Raw genomic sequence first — 14,449 nt, forward strand, 5'->3', positions numbered from 1 at the left:
GGTCTGTGGTAGGAGCGGCCTTGTGTCGCGAAAGGGCTGCGAAGCAGCCCCAGCTCACGTATGCCGCACAACCTTGCGTAGGCAATCCTCCGCCGCGAGCAGTCTGCCATCTTCGGCCCGCACCTGCAGAATCCCGACTGGCCGCCCCTTGGCACTGTCCACCAGCTCCGACCGCACTTCCCCCGCCTCGAACAGAAACCGCTCCCCCCACTGGCGCAACCCCACCACGATCGGAAACACCGAGCGCCCTTTCTCGGTCAGCACATATTCCTTGTAGGCGCTGCCATCCGACGCCGGCTGCAAAGCCAGCAGCCCACTCTCCACCAGCCATTTCAGCCGTGACGCCAGGATGTTCTTCGCCAGCCCCAGGTTCTTCTGGAACTCGCTGAAACGGCGCAGGCCATCGAAGGCATCACGCAGGATCATCAGCGCCCAGCGGTCACCCAGCACTTCCAGCGCCCGGGCCACAGGGCATTGAGCATTCACTTCATCGAGCATTGGCAGCACCTGCATGATTCACCTGGTTGCAGATTAAAACCACATTTGCTAAATATCCATCATGTGGTTTCAATTTGAAACCAGGTGCGTAGGAGTCAGCCCGATGAATCGCTGGATAACCCTGTTGCTTGCCGCCACCTGCGCCATGGCAGTAGCCACGGTCTATTTCGCCCAGCCTCTGCTCGAGTCGATCGCCAGTGACCTGGGGGTGGCGCAGCGACAGATCGGTTGGGTAGTCGGTGCGACCCAGGCGGGTTATGCCCTTGGGCTGATCCTGATCGTACCGCTGGGCGATCTGATCGAGCGCAAGCGCCTGCTGCTGGTGCAGTTGCTGGTTGCCGCTTTGGCCCTGGTCGGTGTTGGCCTGGCGCAGGACTGGCTGGTTCTGCTGGCAGCCTTGGCCCTGGTCGGGCTGATGGCGGTCATGGTGCAGGTGATGGTCGCCCACGCCGCCACCCTCGCCACCCCAGCCAGTCAGGGCCAGGCGGTGGGCACGGTCACCAGCGGGATCGTGCTGGGCATCCTGCTGGCGCGTCTGGTCTCCGGAGCACTCGCCGACCTGGCCGGATGGCGCAGTGTGTACTTCGTGGCGGCGGCACTGCTCATGCTGATGGCCGTGGTGCTCTGGCGCTGGCTGCCAGCGAGTCGGTTACCCGCGCAACGACCTGGCTACCTGCAACTGATTGGCTCTTTGTACGCCTTGTATCGCCACGACAGTCTGCTGCGCCGGCGTGGGTTGCTCGGCCTGCTGATCTTCGCTGCGTTCAGCGTGCTGTGGAGTGCCATGGTGCTGCCCCTGAGTGCACCCGCGCTTGCGCTCAGCCATACCGAGATCGGCCTGTTCGGCCTGGCAGGTATCGCCGGCACCTTGGCGGCGTCGCGGGCCGGGCGTCTGGCTGATCGAGGGTTGGGCGAGCGCACCACCGGCCTGGCGCTGGCGTTGTTGACGCTGTCATGGCTGCCGACGGCCTTCGTCGGCCAATCGCTGACTTTGTTCGTGCTGGGTGTGCTGATGCTGGATTTCGCCGTGCAGGCGGTGCATGTCACCAACCAGAGCCTGCTGCTGGCGGGGCGTGGGGCGATGGCCAGCCGCTTGATCGGCGCCTACATGTGTTGCTACTCGATTGGTAGCGGCCTGGGCGCAGTGCTGGCGAGCTGGGTGTATGCGCGCTGGGGCTGGACCGCAGTATGCGGGCTGGGGATGGTGATCAGTGGGTTGGCACTGGGGTACTGGTCTTGGGGGCAACGAGAAAGGGCGACCGAAGCCGCCCTGCCGTGTGCAGGTCAGAACTTGTAGCCAAGGCCGACCATGTACACCCATGGGTCGACATCGACGTCGACCTTGGTCTTGCTGTAGCCCAAGGCGGTCGGGCCGTTGACGCTGGCCTTGGTGTCGATGTCGACATACCAGACCGAGGCGTTCACCAGCAGGTTGTCGGTGATCATGTAGTCCATGCCCAACTGGCCGGCGATACCCACCGAATCCTGCAGCTTGAGGTTGCTGAAGCCCTGTTGCTTGCGCTCGCTGGTCAGGTCTTCATCGAAGAACAGGGTGTAGTTGATGCCGACGCCAGCGTAGGGCTGGAACTTGGAGTTGGGCTCCATCGGGTAGTACTGCACGGACAGGGTCGGTGGCAGTTGCTTGATGTCGGCCAGCTTGCCGTCCAGCCCGCCGCCCAGGCCCTTGACGCCTACGCTGTGCTTGAACGGGGTCGCGGCCAGCAGCTCCAGGCCGATGTGGTCGGTGAGCATGTAGGCGAAGGTCAGGCCCAGCTGGGTGTCGCTGTCCAGGGTCGCCTTGGTGCCCGATACCTTGTTGCCGTCGAATTTCAGGTCGCCGCTGTTTTCGTTCGGCGCAGTGGTGATGGCACCGGCGCGGACGATGACATCACCCGCCTGGTGGGCGTGGGCAACAGGGGCGGTGAGCGCAAGGGCCACAAGCGAGGCGCCGAGCAAGGACTTGTTCATGGAAGCTCCCAAAGGACGTGAGTAATCGAGTAGTCCAATGGTACGGAGCTGGCTAAACGGAATGTTTGACCCAGCTCAAAGAAGCGTCGTCATGAATCCGACACAGTTCTCACTTGAGAACATAAGCGTATATTTTCTCCGCTTCCATCTGGTATCCGGCGTCGGCCAATTCGCTGCTGGAGGCTCTAACCTGCATCTTTCCCTCGATCCAGTAGGGCTGATAGAGGTCCTCCACGCGCACACCCATTTCGCTGAAAACATGCACGATCTGATTCGACGGCGGCGGTGGCACATGGATGCAGGCGCCGTAGTAGGGCACCAGCAAAAACTCTGTGGTGCGCCCCTCTTCGCTCACCTCCAGCGGCACGATGTAGCCCGGGATCTTGACCTGCTGGCCGTCGAGGCTTTTCACCACTGGGGCATCAGGTGCCTGCTGGCGTGCAGCTGGGGCCGACTCGGCCGACAGCGCATCGCTCAACTGCGACATGTCGTGCAGCGGTGCCAGTTGTGGCGGGATGACCGGCGCGCCTTCGGGGATCAGCGCAGGCCAATCCAGCTCTTTGGGTTCGGCGGCCCACAAGGGCATCGACACTGTCAGCAGCAGGATCAACCCTATCTGCAGTGCTCGCCTGTTCGCGGCCCCTCTGCAAGAGTTGAGGCCTGCGCAGAACCTTGTGGGAGCGGGTTTACCCGCGAAAATGGCAGTGAGGTGCTGGATCATTGCACGGACTCAGAGGTGAATGGACAGGCCATCGGCCAGCGACTGCCGATAGGCACGCCAGGCCGGTACGCTGCCCATCAGCAGCGCAGCGCCAAGGATGATGGCCAGCAATGTCCATTCATGTGCGCTGGGCAAGGCCAGAGGCAGATACAGCCCGTAGTTGGCCTGAACGTAGCCCTGGGCCAGGGCGATGCCCGCGTACAGCAAACCCAGCCCCGCTGCGATGCCGGTGACGGCCAGGGCTAACGCTTCCAGCACCAGCAGCCCGGCGATATGCCATGGCCGCGCGCCGACTGAACGCAGGATCGCCATTTCCCGGCGGCGTTCGTTGAGGCTGGTGAGAATCGCCGTGAGCATGCCGATCAGGCCGGTCAGCACCACGAACAACGAGACCACGAACAACGCCTGCTCGGCAGTGCCCATCAGGCTCCACAGCTCCTGCAAGGCCACCCCAGGCAGGATCGCCAGCAGCGGCTCGTTGCGATACTCGTTGATCTCGCGCTGCAGGCTGAAGGTGGCGATCTTGTTGTTCAGGCCGAGCATGAACGCGGTGATGGCCGCTGGCTGCAGGTCCATGGTCCGCGCCTGTTCGGCACTGATGCGCCCGGCACCACGAGCCGGCACGCCGTTGTGCCAGTCGATGTGGATGGCCTCCATGCCGCCGAGGCTGATGTGCAGGGTGCGGTCGACCGGCGTGCCGGTGCGCTTGAGCACGCCGACCACGGTGAACGGCTTGTCGTCATGCTTGACCAGGCTGATCGCGGCGACACCGTGCGCCAGTACCAGCTTGTCGCCAAGCTTGTAGTGCAGCGCGTCGGCCACTTCGGCGCCGAGTACCACTTCGAACGGGTCGCTGGCGAATTCACGGCCCTGGCTCAGCTGCAGATGCTGCTTGCGGCCGTACTGGTAGTGGCTGAAGTAATCGGTGGTGGTCCCCATGACCCGGTAGCCACGGTGCGAATCGCCCAGCGAAATCGGGATCGCCCACTTGACCCGTGGGTCCTGGGCGTAGTGCTGGTAGCTGTCCCAGCGGATGTTGTTGGTGGCGTTGCCGATGCGGAACACCGAGTACAGCAGCAGGTTCACCGACCCCGAGCGGGCACCGACGATCAGGTCGGTGCCGCTGATGGTGCTGGCGAAGCTGGCGCGCGCTTCGGTGCGCACCCGTTCGACCGCCAGCAGCAGGCATACCGACAGGGCGATGGCGAAGGCGGTGAGGAAGGCGGTGAAACGGCGGTTGGCCAGGCTGGCCAGGGCTAGGCGGAGCAGGTACATCAGGCCTCCCGGGGCTTGGCGGCGTGGTTGAGTTCGGCCAGGGACAGGTGACGGTCGAACAGCGGTGCCAGGCTCTGGTCATGGCTGACGAACAGCAGGCTGGAACCGGCCGCGCGGCATTCGTCGAACAGCAGGCGGATGAAGGCCTCACGGGTGTCGGCATCCAGTGCCGAGGTCGGCTCGTCGGCGATCACCAGTTCCGGCTGGCCGATCAGTGCGCGAGCAGCCGCAACGCGCTGCTGCTGGCCGATCGACAGGCTGTCGGCACGCCGTGCGAGCAGCGTCGGGTCCCCCAGGCCCAGGTGCGCAAGCAGCTCGCTGGCGGCCTGGTCGACGCTGCCGTGGCGCTGGATGGCCCGTTCGGCGCGGCTGCGCGAGAAGCGGCAGGGTAGCTCGACATTCTCGCGCACCGAGAGGAACGGCAGCAGGTTGAACTGCTGGAAGATGTAGCCAGTGTGGTCGACCCGGAAGCGGTCACGTGCCCCCTGGCCGAGCAGGGCGAGGTCCTGGCCGAGCAGCTGGATACGCCCCTGTCCCGGCTGGTTGACCCCGCCGAGCAGGCCCAGCAGGGTGGTCTTGCCACTGCCGCTGGGGCCCTTGAGAAACAGCGCTTCGCCGGCCTCCAGGCGGAATGCCGGGATATCCAGCAGCGGCGCCTGGCCGGGCCAGGCGAACACCAGACCTTGCAGTTCAATCAACGCCTGGCTCATTTCAGAATGCAACCACAGCCTTTGCGGGCGAAGTTTCGACGCCTTTCTGGCCGTTCGGGCCAATCAGTTGCACATTGATCTTCTGCGTGGCCGGGAAGGCTTTGTACAGCGGGGCGAGGTCGATCTGGGTGAGCTTTTCCGGGGTGGCGCAGGTCAGCTGATAGTGGGCATTGATGTCGCTGTGCACGTGGCCCTTCTCGTGTTCATCACCGTCGTCGTCAGCCTTGGCCGCGTCGCCGAACAGCGGGCTTTCCAGTTCTTGCTGGTCTTCCTTGCAGCCGGCGGACGAGGCCAGGGCAAACAGCTTCAGGGGTTGTTCGAGCTGCTGGCGCACCGCGGCAACCTTGGCCTTGTCGGCATCGCTGCTGGCCATGTGCTCGAAGCCGACCAGGTTCATCGCCGGGCTGTCCAGCTCCAGCTCCAGGGTGTTGCCGTCGAGCACGGCGTTGAGCCTGGCCACACCATGCTCGTGGGCGCCGAGGGTACCGTGGGCGTGATCGTGGTCATGTTCGTCGTGGGCGTGGGCCACGGCCAGGTGCAGCAGGGCGAAGGGCAGGGCGAGCAGCAGACGACGCATGAACGACTCCGGGAGCGGGCTGGAAGATTGGGTTATGTTATAACAACTTTTCTTGGCGCCGCCAGCCTGCGTGGCGCAGGTTTCATGTTGCGGTAGCATGGCTGCATTGACTTGAGCTCAAGGAACGCATCGTGAGAATTCGTGGACAGATTGGTGACTGGCCGGTGGACCTGACCATCGAGCTGGAGCCGCAGGAGTGGGCGCAATTGGGGCGGCAGATCGAGGTGCCAGTGGCTGAGGCGGTAGCCGTGGCAGCAGCACCGCGCCAGGATGATGGGCAGTGGCATGCCGCTCGTGAGGTGCTGCGCCTGGCAGGGCAGATGAGCGGGCCGGAGTTGCTCGACCGGCTGGAAGGGCTGGCCGGCAGTACGGCGGCGGGCAAGCGGTTGCTGGTGCGCTTGCGGCACAGCAGTGAGGTGAAGGTGGAAAGTGGCGTGGATGCGCCGGTGTATCACTGGGTGGGGTGAGGTTCTTTCTGGGGCTGCTCTGCAGCCCTTTCGCGACACAAGGCCGCTCCTACACGAGACCGCGTGCCCTTGTAGGAGCGGCCTTGTGTCGCGAAAGGGCCGCAAAGCGGCCCCGGCAATTTCAAATTCAGAACATCGCCGAAGACAATCGACGGCGGTATACGCTCACCAGCGGATGATCACTGCCCAGCAGTTCGAACACCTGCAGCATCGCCTTCTGCGGCAACCCGTTCTCATATCCACGATTGCGCTGGAACAGCTTCAGCAACCCGTCCAGCGCCGCCTCGTACTGCTGGCGCGACAACTGCTGAACGCTCAGCTGGTAAGCCGCCTCGTCATCCTGCGGGTTCTGCGCCAGGCGGCTCTTCAGGTCGGCAACTTCCGGCAGGCTGGCGGCCTGGCGCAGGAAGGTCAGCTGGGCCTTGGCACCGGCCAGTGCCGCCTTGTGCTCGTCGGTCTTGACCGCATCCAGCACCACTTGGGCCTCGCCCAGTTCGCCACGTTCGGCCAGGCAGCGGGCATACAGGATCAATGCCTCGGCATTGCTGTTGTCTTCGCCCAACAGTGCTTGCAGCGCAGCCTCGGCCTCGGCAAAACGGCTTTCGGCAAACAGCGCCTTGGCCTGCTCCAACGGCGAAGCAGTCGGTGCGGCGGGCATCTGCACATGCGGCTCGAGCATGGCGCGGATCGCCGACTCCGGCTGCGCACCGGCAAAGCCGTCAACCGGCTGGCCATCCTTGAACAGCACCACGGTCGGCAGGCTGCGGATGCCGAATTGGGCGACTACCTGCTGCTCGACGTCGCAGTTGATCTTGGCCAGCAGCAGTTCGCCCTGGTAACCCTCGGCGATCTTTGCCAGCAGCGGCATCAGCGCCTTGCACGGCGCGCACCACTCGGCCCAGAAGTCCACCAGCACCGGCTTGTGGAAGGAGTTCTCGATCACCAGTTGCTGGAAGGTGGCATCGGTGGCATCGAAGATATATGGGGTGTCCTGGCTCATCGCGACTCTCGCAAATCCGTGAATGGCACCACTATAAAGGCTCGCGGCTGGCATGGTACAGGCTGACCCGGCGGAATTCGTGCGGTTCGGCCAGGTCTGGCAGGGTCAAGGCGTCCAGCACGCCAAGCTGCTGGTACAGCGGGTGGCTGAAATCACGGACACGTGAGTCGGCCACCAGTGCCTGGCGGCCTCGGCCAAGGAAGGCATCGAGCAGCGGCAGGTTGGCGCGGTCGTAGAGCACGTCGGCGACCAGGATCAGGTCGAAGCGGTCGGCTTCGGCGAAAAAATCGCTGCTGTAGCCCAGCTCGACATGGTTGAGCATGGCGTTGGCACGGCAGGCTTCCAAGGCCAGCAAGTCAAGGTCACAGGCGACCACTTCCAGCGCCCCGGCCCGGGCTGCCGCGATCCCGGCTATGCCGGAGCCGGCTCCGAAGTCCAGCACGCGCTTGCCGGCGACCCACTCGGGGTGCGCCGCCAGGTAGCGGGCCATGGCCAGGCCGCTGGCCCAGCAGAAGCTCCAGTACGGTGGTTCTTCGAGGATGCGCCGGGTTTCTTCGCTGCTGAAGGCGCGGTCCATGTTCTGATCATCGATCAGCCACAGCTTCAGCTCGCACTCTGGCAGATGGCTGACGACCAGCCGCGCTTCACCGATCAGGCCGCTGAGGGCCTGTTGCAGGGCAAGCGGCGCCACTTACGGCATCTTCTCGAAGCGCAGCGGGCCGGTGGCCTGGGTCTGGGCCTGGAGGATCCGCACGGGGGCCAGATGCATGATCAACTGGCCGGAGCTGCTGGCGCGGCCGCGCAGCTCGACGCGGGCGCCGGCCGGGAAGGCCTCGGGGTTGAAACGCAAGTGATACGGCAGGGCCTGGCCGGTGCCGGTCAGGTTGCTGCTGGCCAAAAGCTGTTGCGGGCGGTCGCGGTCGTCGATGACCAGCAGCGCCAGCTCGACGTCGGCGCCGGCGGGGATTTCCAGCAAGGTGCCGCTCAATTCACGCTGATAGGCCGGCAGCGGCCCAAGCGGTTCGGCGTTTTTCGCCACCTTGGCCACTGCTGGTGCGGGGGCTGCTTCAGGCTTGGGGCGGTCACTGCCGCAGGCGGCGAGCAGGGAAGCGCAGCACAGCACGACGAGCGCACGAAGATGCATGGGTGGGTCCTTCACGGGCAGAATTGTATGGATGTTAACCCCTTTGGCTTGTCTTGCCAGTGCAATGCGCTACCATGGCCCTCCCTTTTTTTGTTGCCTGCCACCATGCACTGTCCCTTTTGCGGTGCCAACGACACCAAGGTCATCGACTCGCGTCTGGTCGCCGAGGGCGAACAGGTGCGCCGCCGGCGTGAATGCGTCGCCTGCGGCGAGCGCTTCACCACCTTCGAAACCGCCGAGCTGGTGCTGCCCCGGCTGATCAAGCAAGACGGCACGCGCCAGCCTTTCGATGAAGAGAAGCTGCGTGCCGGCATGCAGCGAGCGCTGGAGAAGCGCCCGGTCAGCATCGAGCGCCTGGAAGCGGCGCTGGCGCATATCAAGAGCCGCCTGCGCGCCACTGGCGAGCGCGAGGTCAAGTCCCTGGTGGTAGGCGAAATGGTCATGGCCGAGCTGCGCAAGCTCGACGAAGTGGCTTATATCCGCTTTGCCTCGGTGTACCGGCGCTTCCAGGACCTCGACGAATTCCGCGAAGAAATCGACCGCCTGGCCCGCGAGCCGGCCAAAGAGTGAGCATGCCCAGCCAGACCGCGATCCTCGACGCCCATTACATGGCCCGCGCGCTGGAGCTGGCGCGCAAGGGTGTGTACACCACCCACCCCAACCCGCGAGTGGGTTGCGTGATCGTCCGCGATGGCGAGGTGGTCGGTGAAGGCTGGCACGTGCGTGCCGGCGAGCCGCATGCCGAAGTGCATGCCCTGCGTCAGGCCGGCGAACTGGCCCGTGGTGCCTGCGCCTACGTGACCCTGGAGCCGTGCAGCCACCATGGCCGCACGCCGCCGTGCGCAGAGGCGCTGGTCAAGGCTGGCGTAGCCCGGGTGGTCGCGGCCATGCAGGACCCCAATCCGCAAGTCGCAGGGCAAGGCCTGCGGCGCCTGGCAGAAGCCGGCATCGTCGTGGCCAGCGGCGTGCTCGAAACCGAAGCCCGCGCCCTCAACCCTGGCTTCCTCAAACGCATGGAACACGGCCTGCCATTCGTCCGCGCCAAGCTGGCCATGAGCCTGGATGGCCGCACCGCCATGGCCAGCGGCGAAAGCCAGTGGATCACCGGGCCGGCTGCCCGCTCGGCAGTGCAGCGCCTGCGCGCCCGTTCCAGTGTGGTGCTGACCAGTGCGGCCAGCGTGCTGGCCGATAACGCGCGGATGACCGTGCGGGGCAACGAACTGGGGCTGGACGCCGAAACCACCGCCCTGGCACTGAGCCGCACGCCGTTGCGCGTTTTGGTCGACGGTCGCCTGCGTTTGCCGCTGGACGCGCCGTTCTTCCAGGCCGGCCCGGCGCTGGTGGTCACTGCCGTCGCAGATGACGTGCGCTATGCCGCTGCCGGCCATGAACTGCTCAGCCTGCCGGGCGACAATGGCCAGGTAGACTTGCCGGCGCTGCTGCAGGCGCTGGCCGCCCGCGGCGTCAATGAGGTCCTCCTGGAGGCCGGTGCCAGCCTGGTCGGCGCCTTTGCCCAGCTGGGCCTGATTGACGAATACCAGCTGTTCGTCGCCGGCACATTCCTCGGTTCCCAGGCCCGGCCGTTGCTGGACTGGCCGCTGCAGAAGATGAGCCAGGCACCACGGCTGAAAATCACCGAAATGCGCGCAGTGGGCGATGACTGGCGGGTCACGGCCATCCCTCTGCCGGCGCCCGGCGTATAATGCCGGGCTTGCCCCGCGCGACCCGTTTCTGAGGAAGTCCCCATGTTCACCGGCATCATCGAATCCATCGGCACCATCCGCAGCCTGACCCCCAAGGGCGGTGACGTGCGCGTCTACGTCGAAACCGGCAAGCTCGACCTGGGTGACGTCAAGCTCGGCGACAGCATTGCCGTCAACGGCGTGTGCCTGACCGCCGTCGAGCTGCCGGGCAACGGGTTCTGGGCCGACGTCAGTGTCGAGACCCTCAAGCGCACCGCGTTCATCGACCTCAAGAGCGGCAGCAAGGTCAACCTGGAAAAAGCCCTGACCCCGACCACCCGCCTGGGCGGCCACCTGGTCAGCGGCCACGTCGACGGCGTCGGCGAAATCATCTCGCGCAGCGATAACGCCCGCGCCATCCAGTTCCGCGTGCGTGCGCCCAAGGAGCTGGCCAAGTACATCGCCCACAAGGGTTCGATCACCGTCGACGGCACCAGCCTGACGGTCAACGAGGTCAATGGCGCCGAATTCGAGCTGACCATTGTCCCGCACACCCTGTCCGAAACCATCATGGCCGACTACCGCGCAGGGCGTCGGGTAAACCTTGAGGTCGACCTGCTGGCCCGTTACCTGGAGCGTCTGCTGCTGGGCGACAAGGCTGCCGAACCGAGCAAGGGCAGTGGCATCACCGAAAGCTTCCTGGCCGCCAACGGCTTCTTGAAATCCTGATTGAGAAGGGGGTGCCGAGTGGCGCTCAACAGCATCGAAGAACTGGTCGAAGACATCCGCCAGGGCAAAATGGTCATCCTCATGGATGACGAAGACCGCGAGAACGAAGGCGACATCATCATGGCGGCCGAGTGCTGCCTGCCTGAGCACATCAACTTCATGGCCAAGCACGCCCGGGGCCTGATCTGCATGCCGATGACCCGCGAGCGCTGCGAAACCCTGAAGCTGCCACTGATGGCGCCGCGCAACGGTTCGGGCTTCGGCACCAAGTTCACCGTGTCGATCGAAGCCGCCGAGGGCGTCACCACCGGCATCTCCGCCGCTGACCGTGCGCGCACCGTGCAGGCGGCCGCTGCCAAGGACGCCAAGGCCGAAGACATCGTCAGCCCAGGCCACATCTTCCCGCTGATGGCCCAGCCAGGTGGCACCCTGGCCCGCGCCGGCCATACCGAAGCGGCTTGCGACCTGGCGCGCATGGCCGGCTTCGAGCCGAGCGGCGTGATCTGCGAAGTGATGAACGACGATGGCACCATGTCGCGTCGCGCCGAACTGGAAGTGTTCGCCGCCGAGCACGGCCTGAAGATCGGCACCATCGCCGACCTGATCCACTACCGCATGATCCACGAACGCACCGTGCAGCGCGTCTCCGAGCAGCCGATCGAGAGCGAGCTGGGCGAGTTCAACCTGGTCACCTACCGTGACTCGGTGGAAGGCGACGTGCACATGGCCCTGACCCTGGGCAATATCTGCGCCGAAGAGCCGACCTTGGTGCGCGTGCACAACATGGACCCACTGCGCGACCTGCTGCTGGTCAAGCAGCCTGGCCGCTGGAGCCTGCGCGCGGCCATGGCCGCGGTGGCCGAGGCGGGCAGCGGCGTGGTGCTGCTGCTGGGCCACCCGCTGGACGGTGACGTGCTGCTGGCGCACATCCGCGAAAGTGCGGGTGAAGCACCGACCAAGGCGCCGACCACCTACAGCACCGTCGGTGCCGGTTCGCAGATCCTGCGCGACCTTGGCGTGCGCAAGATGCGCCTGATGAGTTCGCCGATGAAGTTCAATGCGATATCCGGATTCGATCTGGAAGTTGTAGAATACGTGCCCTCCGAGTGACTTGAGGCGGCATTGACGCCCTTAAGCTCGAGTCCAGACCCCTGTCGAGGCCGCTTGTAAGCGGCCTCGCTCTTGAAGATGAGAATATCGGAATGACCCTGAAGACCATCGAAGGTACCTTCATCGCCCCCAAAGGTCGCTATGCTTTGGTGGTTGGCCGCTTCAACAGCTTCGTTGTCGAAAGCCTGGTAAGCGGCGCCGTTGATACCCTGGTACGCCACGGTGTCAGCGAAAGCGACATCACCATCATCCGTGCCCCGGGCGCCTTCGAAATCCCGCTGGTGGCACAGAAAGTCGCCCAGCAAGGCGAATACGACGCGATCATCGCCCTGGGCGCCGTGATCCGTGGCGGTACCCCGCACTTCGAATACGTGGCGGGCGAATGCACCAAGGGCCTGGCCCAGGTGTCCATGGAGTTCGGCGTACCGGTGGCCTTCGGCGTTCTGACCGTCGACTCCATCGAACAAGCCATCGAACGCTCCGGCACCAAGGCTGGCAACAAAGGCGGTGAAGCTGCCCTGTCCGCTCTGGAAATGGTCAGCCTGCTGGCGCAGTTGGAGGCCAAGTGATTAGCGACGAAAGCGATCGTTTCAACCCGCGCGATCCAAAACCTGCGGATGCCGGCAAGCCCTCGAAAAGCGCCAAGCGCCGCGAAGCCCGCAAGCTCGCGACCCAGGCCCTGTATCAGTGGCACATGGCCCAGCATTCGCTGAACGAGATCGAAGCGCAGTTCCGGGTCGATAACGATTTTACCGATGTCGACGGTGCCTATTTCCGCGAGATCCTCCACGGGGTCCCGGCGATCAAGGGCGAAATCGACAAGGCGCTGGTGCCTTGCATGGCCATCGCCCTGGAAGAACTCGACCCGGTCGAGTTGGCAGTGTTGCGCCTGTCCACCTGGGAACTGATCAAGCGCGTCGACGTTCCGTACCGCGTGGTGATCAACGAAGGCGTGGAACTGGCCAAGGTCTTCGGCGCCACTGATGGCCACAAGTTCGTCAACGGTGTGCTGGACAAGCTCGCCCCGGCCCTGCGTGAAGCAGAAGTAAAGGCGAACAAGCGCTGATCCTGGCGCTGCCGGCCCATGGGTGAGTTCGAGCTGATCAACCATTACTTCGCCGCCGCGCCTTGTGCGCAGGGCGGTGAGGGCGTGGCCCTGGGTATCGGCGACGACTGTGCCCTGCTGGACCTTCCACCCGGTGAACAACTGGCGGTGTCGACCGACACCCTGGTCGCCGGGGTGCATTTCCCTGCTGTCTGCGATCCGCTGCTGCTTGGCCAGCGCTCGTTGGCTGTGGCGGCCAGTGACCTGGCAGCCATGGGCGCGACGGCGATCGGCTTTACCCTTGCCCTGACCCTGCCTGATGTCGGCCCCGACTGGCTGGCGGCTTATGCCGACGGCCTCAGCCGCATGGCCCAGCGTTGCCGCATGAGCTTGATCGGTGGGGATACCACCCGCGGCCCGCTGAGCATCACCGTCACCGTGTTCGGCCGCGTGCCGGCCGGCCAGGCGTTGCGCCGCAGCGGCGCGCGGCCGGGCGATCTGCTGTGTGTAGGTGGTTCGCTGGGCAAGGCGGCAGGGGCGTTGCCGCTGGTCCTGGGTGAGCGCGAGGCACCGGCGGAGCTGGCCGAGCCGCTGCTCCAGCACTACTGGTCGCCGATGCCTCAGCTCCACCTGGGCCAGCTGCTGCGCGGCCGGGCCACGGCGGCGTTGGATATTTCCGATGGCCTGCTCGCCGACTGCGGGCATATTGCCAAGGCGTCCGGGGTCGCACTCGAGGTGAACCTGATGCAGGTGCCAGTGTCTCCTGCATTGGAAGCCTTCCTTGGCCATGATGCGGCCCGGCGGGCAGCGCTGACCGGCGGCGACGACTACGTACTGGCCTTCACCCTGCCACCTGCGGCGCTCGCGCCGCTGACCGACCTCGGTTTCGCCGAGTTGCATGTCATCGGCCGCGTGCTCGAAGGCCAGGGCGTGACCCTGCGCGACCCGCAGGGCCAGGACATCACCCCGGTTCAACGGGGCTATCAACACTTTAGGGAGACACCGTGACCGACCACCCCAACCAGGTGCCTGCGGAGTTCGTTCCGCCATCGGTCTGGCGCAACCCGTGGCACTTCATCGCTTTCGGCTTCGGCTCCGGCACCCTGCCCAAGGCCCCCGGCACCTGGGGCTCGATGGTAGCGATCCCGTTCATCCCGCTGTGGCAGATGCTGCCTGACTGGGGCTACTGGCTGTTGCTGGGCGTGACCATGCTGTTCGGCTTCTGGCTGTGCGGCAAGGTCGCCAACGACTTGCGTGTGCACGACCATGAAGGCATTGTCTGGGACGAAATGGTCGGCATGTGGATCACCCTGTGGCTGGTGCCGGAAGGGTGGCAGTGGCTTCTCGCGGGGTTCCTGATGTTCCGCTTCTTCGACATCCTCAAGCCATGGCCGATTCGCTGGATCGATCGCCATGTGCACGGGGGTGTCGGGATCATGCTCGACGATATCCTGGCCGGTGTATTTGCCTGGCTGGGCATGCAGATTCTGGTGTGGGCGGTAGGCTGAAGCAGGGAGCGTTTC

Annotated in this window: 19 protein-coding genes; 10 read left to right on the top strand and 9 right to left on the bottom strand. The window is 65.0% G+C overall.

Going from position 1 to position 14,449, the window contains the following annotated elements:
• Positions 1-54: 54 nt before the first annotated feature.
• Positions 55-498 (bottom strand): helix-turn-helix domain-containing protein, encoded by a 444-nt coding sequence (locus CQW31_RS12780; protein WP_099814688.1) that lies wholly within the window; start codon positions 496-498, stop codon positions 55-57.
• Between the two features lie 61 nt (positions 499-559).
• Here CQW31_RS12780 and CQW31_RS12785 point away from each other — a divergent pair, with 61 nt between their 5' ends.
• Positions 560-1,795, top strand: coding sequence for an MFS transporter (locus CQW31_RS12785; protein ID WP_371858378.1), 1,236 nt, complete (start codon positions 560-562; stop codon positions 1,793-1,795).
• On the opposite strand, the gene CQW31_RS12790 is transcribed toward CQW31_RS12785, so the two are convergent.
• From CQW31_RS12790 to CQW31_RS12810, 5 genes are all read right to left on the bottom strand, one after another.
• Positions 1,783-2,466: an OmpW family protein gene (locus CQW31_RS12790; protein ID WP_099814617.1), complete on the bottom strand. Its 684-nt coding sequence runs from the start codon at positions 2,464-2,466 to the stop codon at positions 1,783-1,785. The two genes, CQW31_RS12785 and CQW31_RS12790, sit on opposite strands and share 13 nt — an antisense overlap.
• Before the next feature lie 109 nt (positions 2,467-2,575).
• Positions 2,576-3,052 (bottom strand): DUF3299 domain-containing protein, encoded by a 477-nt coding sequence (locus CQW31_RS12795; protein ID WP_371858379.1) that lies wholly within the window; start codon positions 3,050-3,052, stop codon positions 2,576-2,578.
• 144 nt (positions 3,053-3,196) lie between these two features.
• Positions 3,197-4,462, bottom strand: a complete 1,266-nt coding sequence (locus tag CQW31_RS12800; protein ID WP_099814618.1) for an ABC transporter permease — start codon at positions 4,460-4,462, stop codon at positions 3,197-3,199.
• A complete protein-coding gene (locus CQW31_RS12805) occupies positions 4,462-5,172 on the bottom strand; it encodes an ABC transporter ATP-binding protein (RefSeq protein ID WP_099814619.1) in 711 nt (236 codons plus the stop codon). The genes CQW31_RS12800 and CQW31_RS12805 overlap by 1 nt, the downstream gene beginning before the upstream one ends.
• 1 nt (position 5,173) lies before the next feature.
• On the bottom strand, positions 5,174-5,749 hold the full coding sequence (locus tag CQW31_RS12810) for a DUF2796 domain-containing protein (protein WP_099814620.1): 576 nt from the start codon (positions 5,747-5,749) through the stop codon (positions 5,174-5,176).
• A 131-nt stretch (positions 5,750-5,880) separates the two neighbouring features.
• Between CQW31_RS12810 and CQW31_RS12815 the strand changes: the two genes are divergently transcribed.
• Positions 5,881-6,216, top strand: coding sequence for a hypothetical protein (locus tag CQW31_RS12815; RefSeq protein WP_099814621.1), 336 nt, complete (start codon positions 5,881-5,883; stop codon positions 6,214-6,216).
• 127 nt (positions 6,217-6,343) lie between these two features.
• Here the strand turns inward: CQW31_RS12815 and trxA are convergent, their stop codons facing one another.
• Genes trxA through CQW31_RS12830 form a run of 3 tightly spaced genes read right to left on the bottom strand, consistent with a single transcriptional unit; the run spans position 6,344 to position 8,360 of the window.
• Positions 6,344-7,216, bottom strand: coding sequence for a thioredoxin (trxA, locus tag CQW31_RS12820; protein WP_099814622.1), 873 nt, complete (start codon positions 7,214-7,216; stop codon positions 6,344-6,346).
• Between the two features lie 31 nt (positions 7,217-7,247).
• Complete coding sequence (locus tag CQW31_RS12825) at positions 7,248-7,907, bottom strand: methyltransferase (RefSeq protein ID WP_099814623.1); 660 nt, start codon at positions 7,905-7,907, stop codon at positions 7,248-7,250.
• Positions 7,908-8,360: a YbaY family lipoprotein gene (locus CQW31_RS12830; RefSeq protein ID WP_054886548.1), complete on the bottom strand. Its 453-nt coding sequence runs from the start codon at positions 8,358-8,360 to the stop codon at positions 7,908-7,910. It lies immediately after the preceding gene.
• 105 nt (positions 8,361-8,465) lie between these two features.
• Here CQW31_RS12830 and nrdR point away from each other — a divergent pair, with 105 nt between their 5' ends.
• The 8 genes from nrdR to CQW31_RS12870 all read left to right on the top strand — a co-directional run bounded on the left by nrdR (position 8,466) and on the right by CQW31_RS12870 (position 14,434).
• Positions 8,466-8,930, top strand: a complete 465-nt coding sequence (gene nrdR, locus CQW31_RS12835) for a transcriptional regulator NrdR (protein ID WP_054886565.1) — start codon at positions 8,466-8,468, stop codon at positions 8,928-8,930.
• 2 nt (positions 8,931-8,932) lie between these two features.
• Positions 8,933-10,063: a bifunctional diaminohydroxyphosphoribosylaminopyrimidine deaminase/5-amino-6-(5-phosphoribosylamino)uracil reductase RibD gene (gene ribD, locus CQW31_RS12840; protein ID WP_099814624.1), complete on the top strand. Its 1,131-nt coding sequence runs from the start codon at positions 8,933-8,935 to the stop codon at positions 10,061-10,063.
• 42 nt (positions 10,064-10,105) lie between these two features.
• Positions 10,106-10,771: a riboflavin synthase gene (locus CQW31_RS12845; RefSeq protein ID WP_016497780.1), complete on the top strand. Its 666-nt coding sequence runs from the start codon at positions 10,106-10,108 to the stop codon at positions 10,769-10,771.
• 18 nt (positions 10,772-10,789) lie between these two features.
• On the top strand, positions 10,790-11,881 hold the full coding sequence (gene ribBA / locus CQW31_RS12850) for a bifunctional 3,4-dihydroxy-2-butanone-4-phosphate synthase/GTP cyclohydrolase II (RefSeq protein WP_099814625.1): 1,092 nt from the start codon (positions 10,790-10,792) through the stop codon (positions 11,879-11,881).
• 92 nt (positions 11,882-11,973) lie between these two features.
• Positions 11,974-12,450 carry a 6,7-dimethyl-8-ribityllumazine synthase gene (ribE, locus tag CQW31_RS12855; RefSeq protein ID WP_027917814.1) on the top strand — a complete coding sequence of 159 codons (477 nt, stop codon included), beginning with the start codon at positions 11,974-11,976 and terminating at the stop codon, positions 12,448-12,450.
• On the top strand, positions 12,447-12,947 hold the full coding sequence (gene nusB / locus CQW31_RS12860) for a transcription antitermination factor NusB (RefSeq protein ID WP_054886551.1): 501 nt from the start codon (positions 12,447-12,449) through the stop codon (positions 12,945-12,947). The genes ribE and nusB overlap by 4 nt, the downstream gene beginning before the upstream one ends.
• A gap of 18 nt (positions 12,948-12,965) precedes the next feature.
• Positions 12,966-13,934: a thiamine-phosphate kinase gene (gene thiL, locus CQW31_RS12865; protein ID WP_099814626.1), complete on the top strand. Its 969-nt coding sequence runs from the start codon at positions 12,966-12,968 to the stop codon at positions 13,932-13,934.
• Complete coding sequence (locus tag CQW31_RS12870) at positions 13,931-14,434, top strand: phosphatidylglycerophosphatase A (protein ID WP_054886553.1); 504 nt, start codon at positions 13,931-13,933, stop codon at positions 14,432-14,434. The genes thiL and CQW31_RS12870 overlap by 4 nt, the downstream gene beginning before the upstream one ends.
• The last annotated feature ends 15 nt before the right edge of the window (positions 14,435-14,449 follow it).

The sequence above is a fragment of the Pseudomonas sp. 382 genome, from assembly GCF_002759075.1.
Classification (GTDB): Bacteria; Pseudomonadota; Gammaproteobacteria; order Pseudomonadales; family Pseudomonadaceae; genus Aquipseudomonas; species Aquipseudomonas vlassakiae.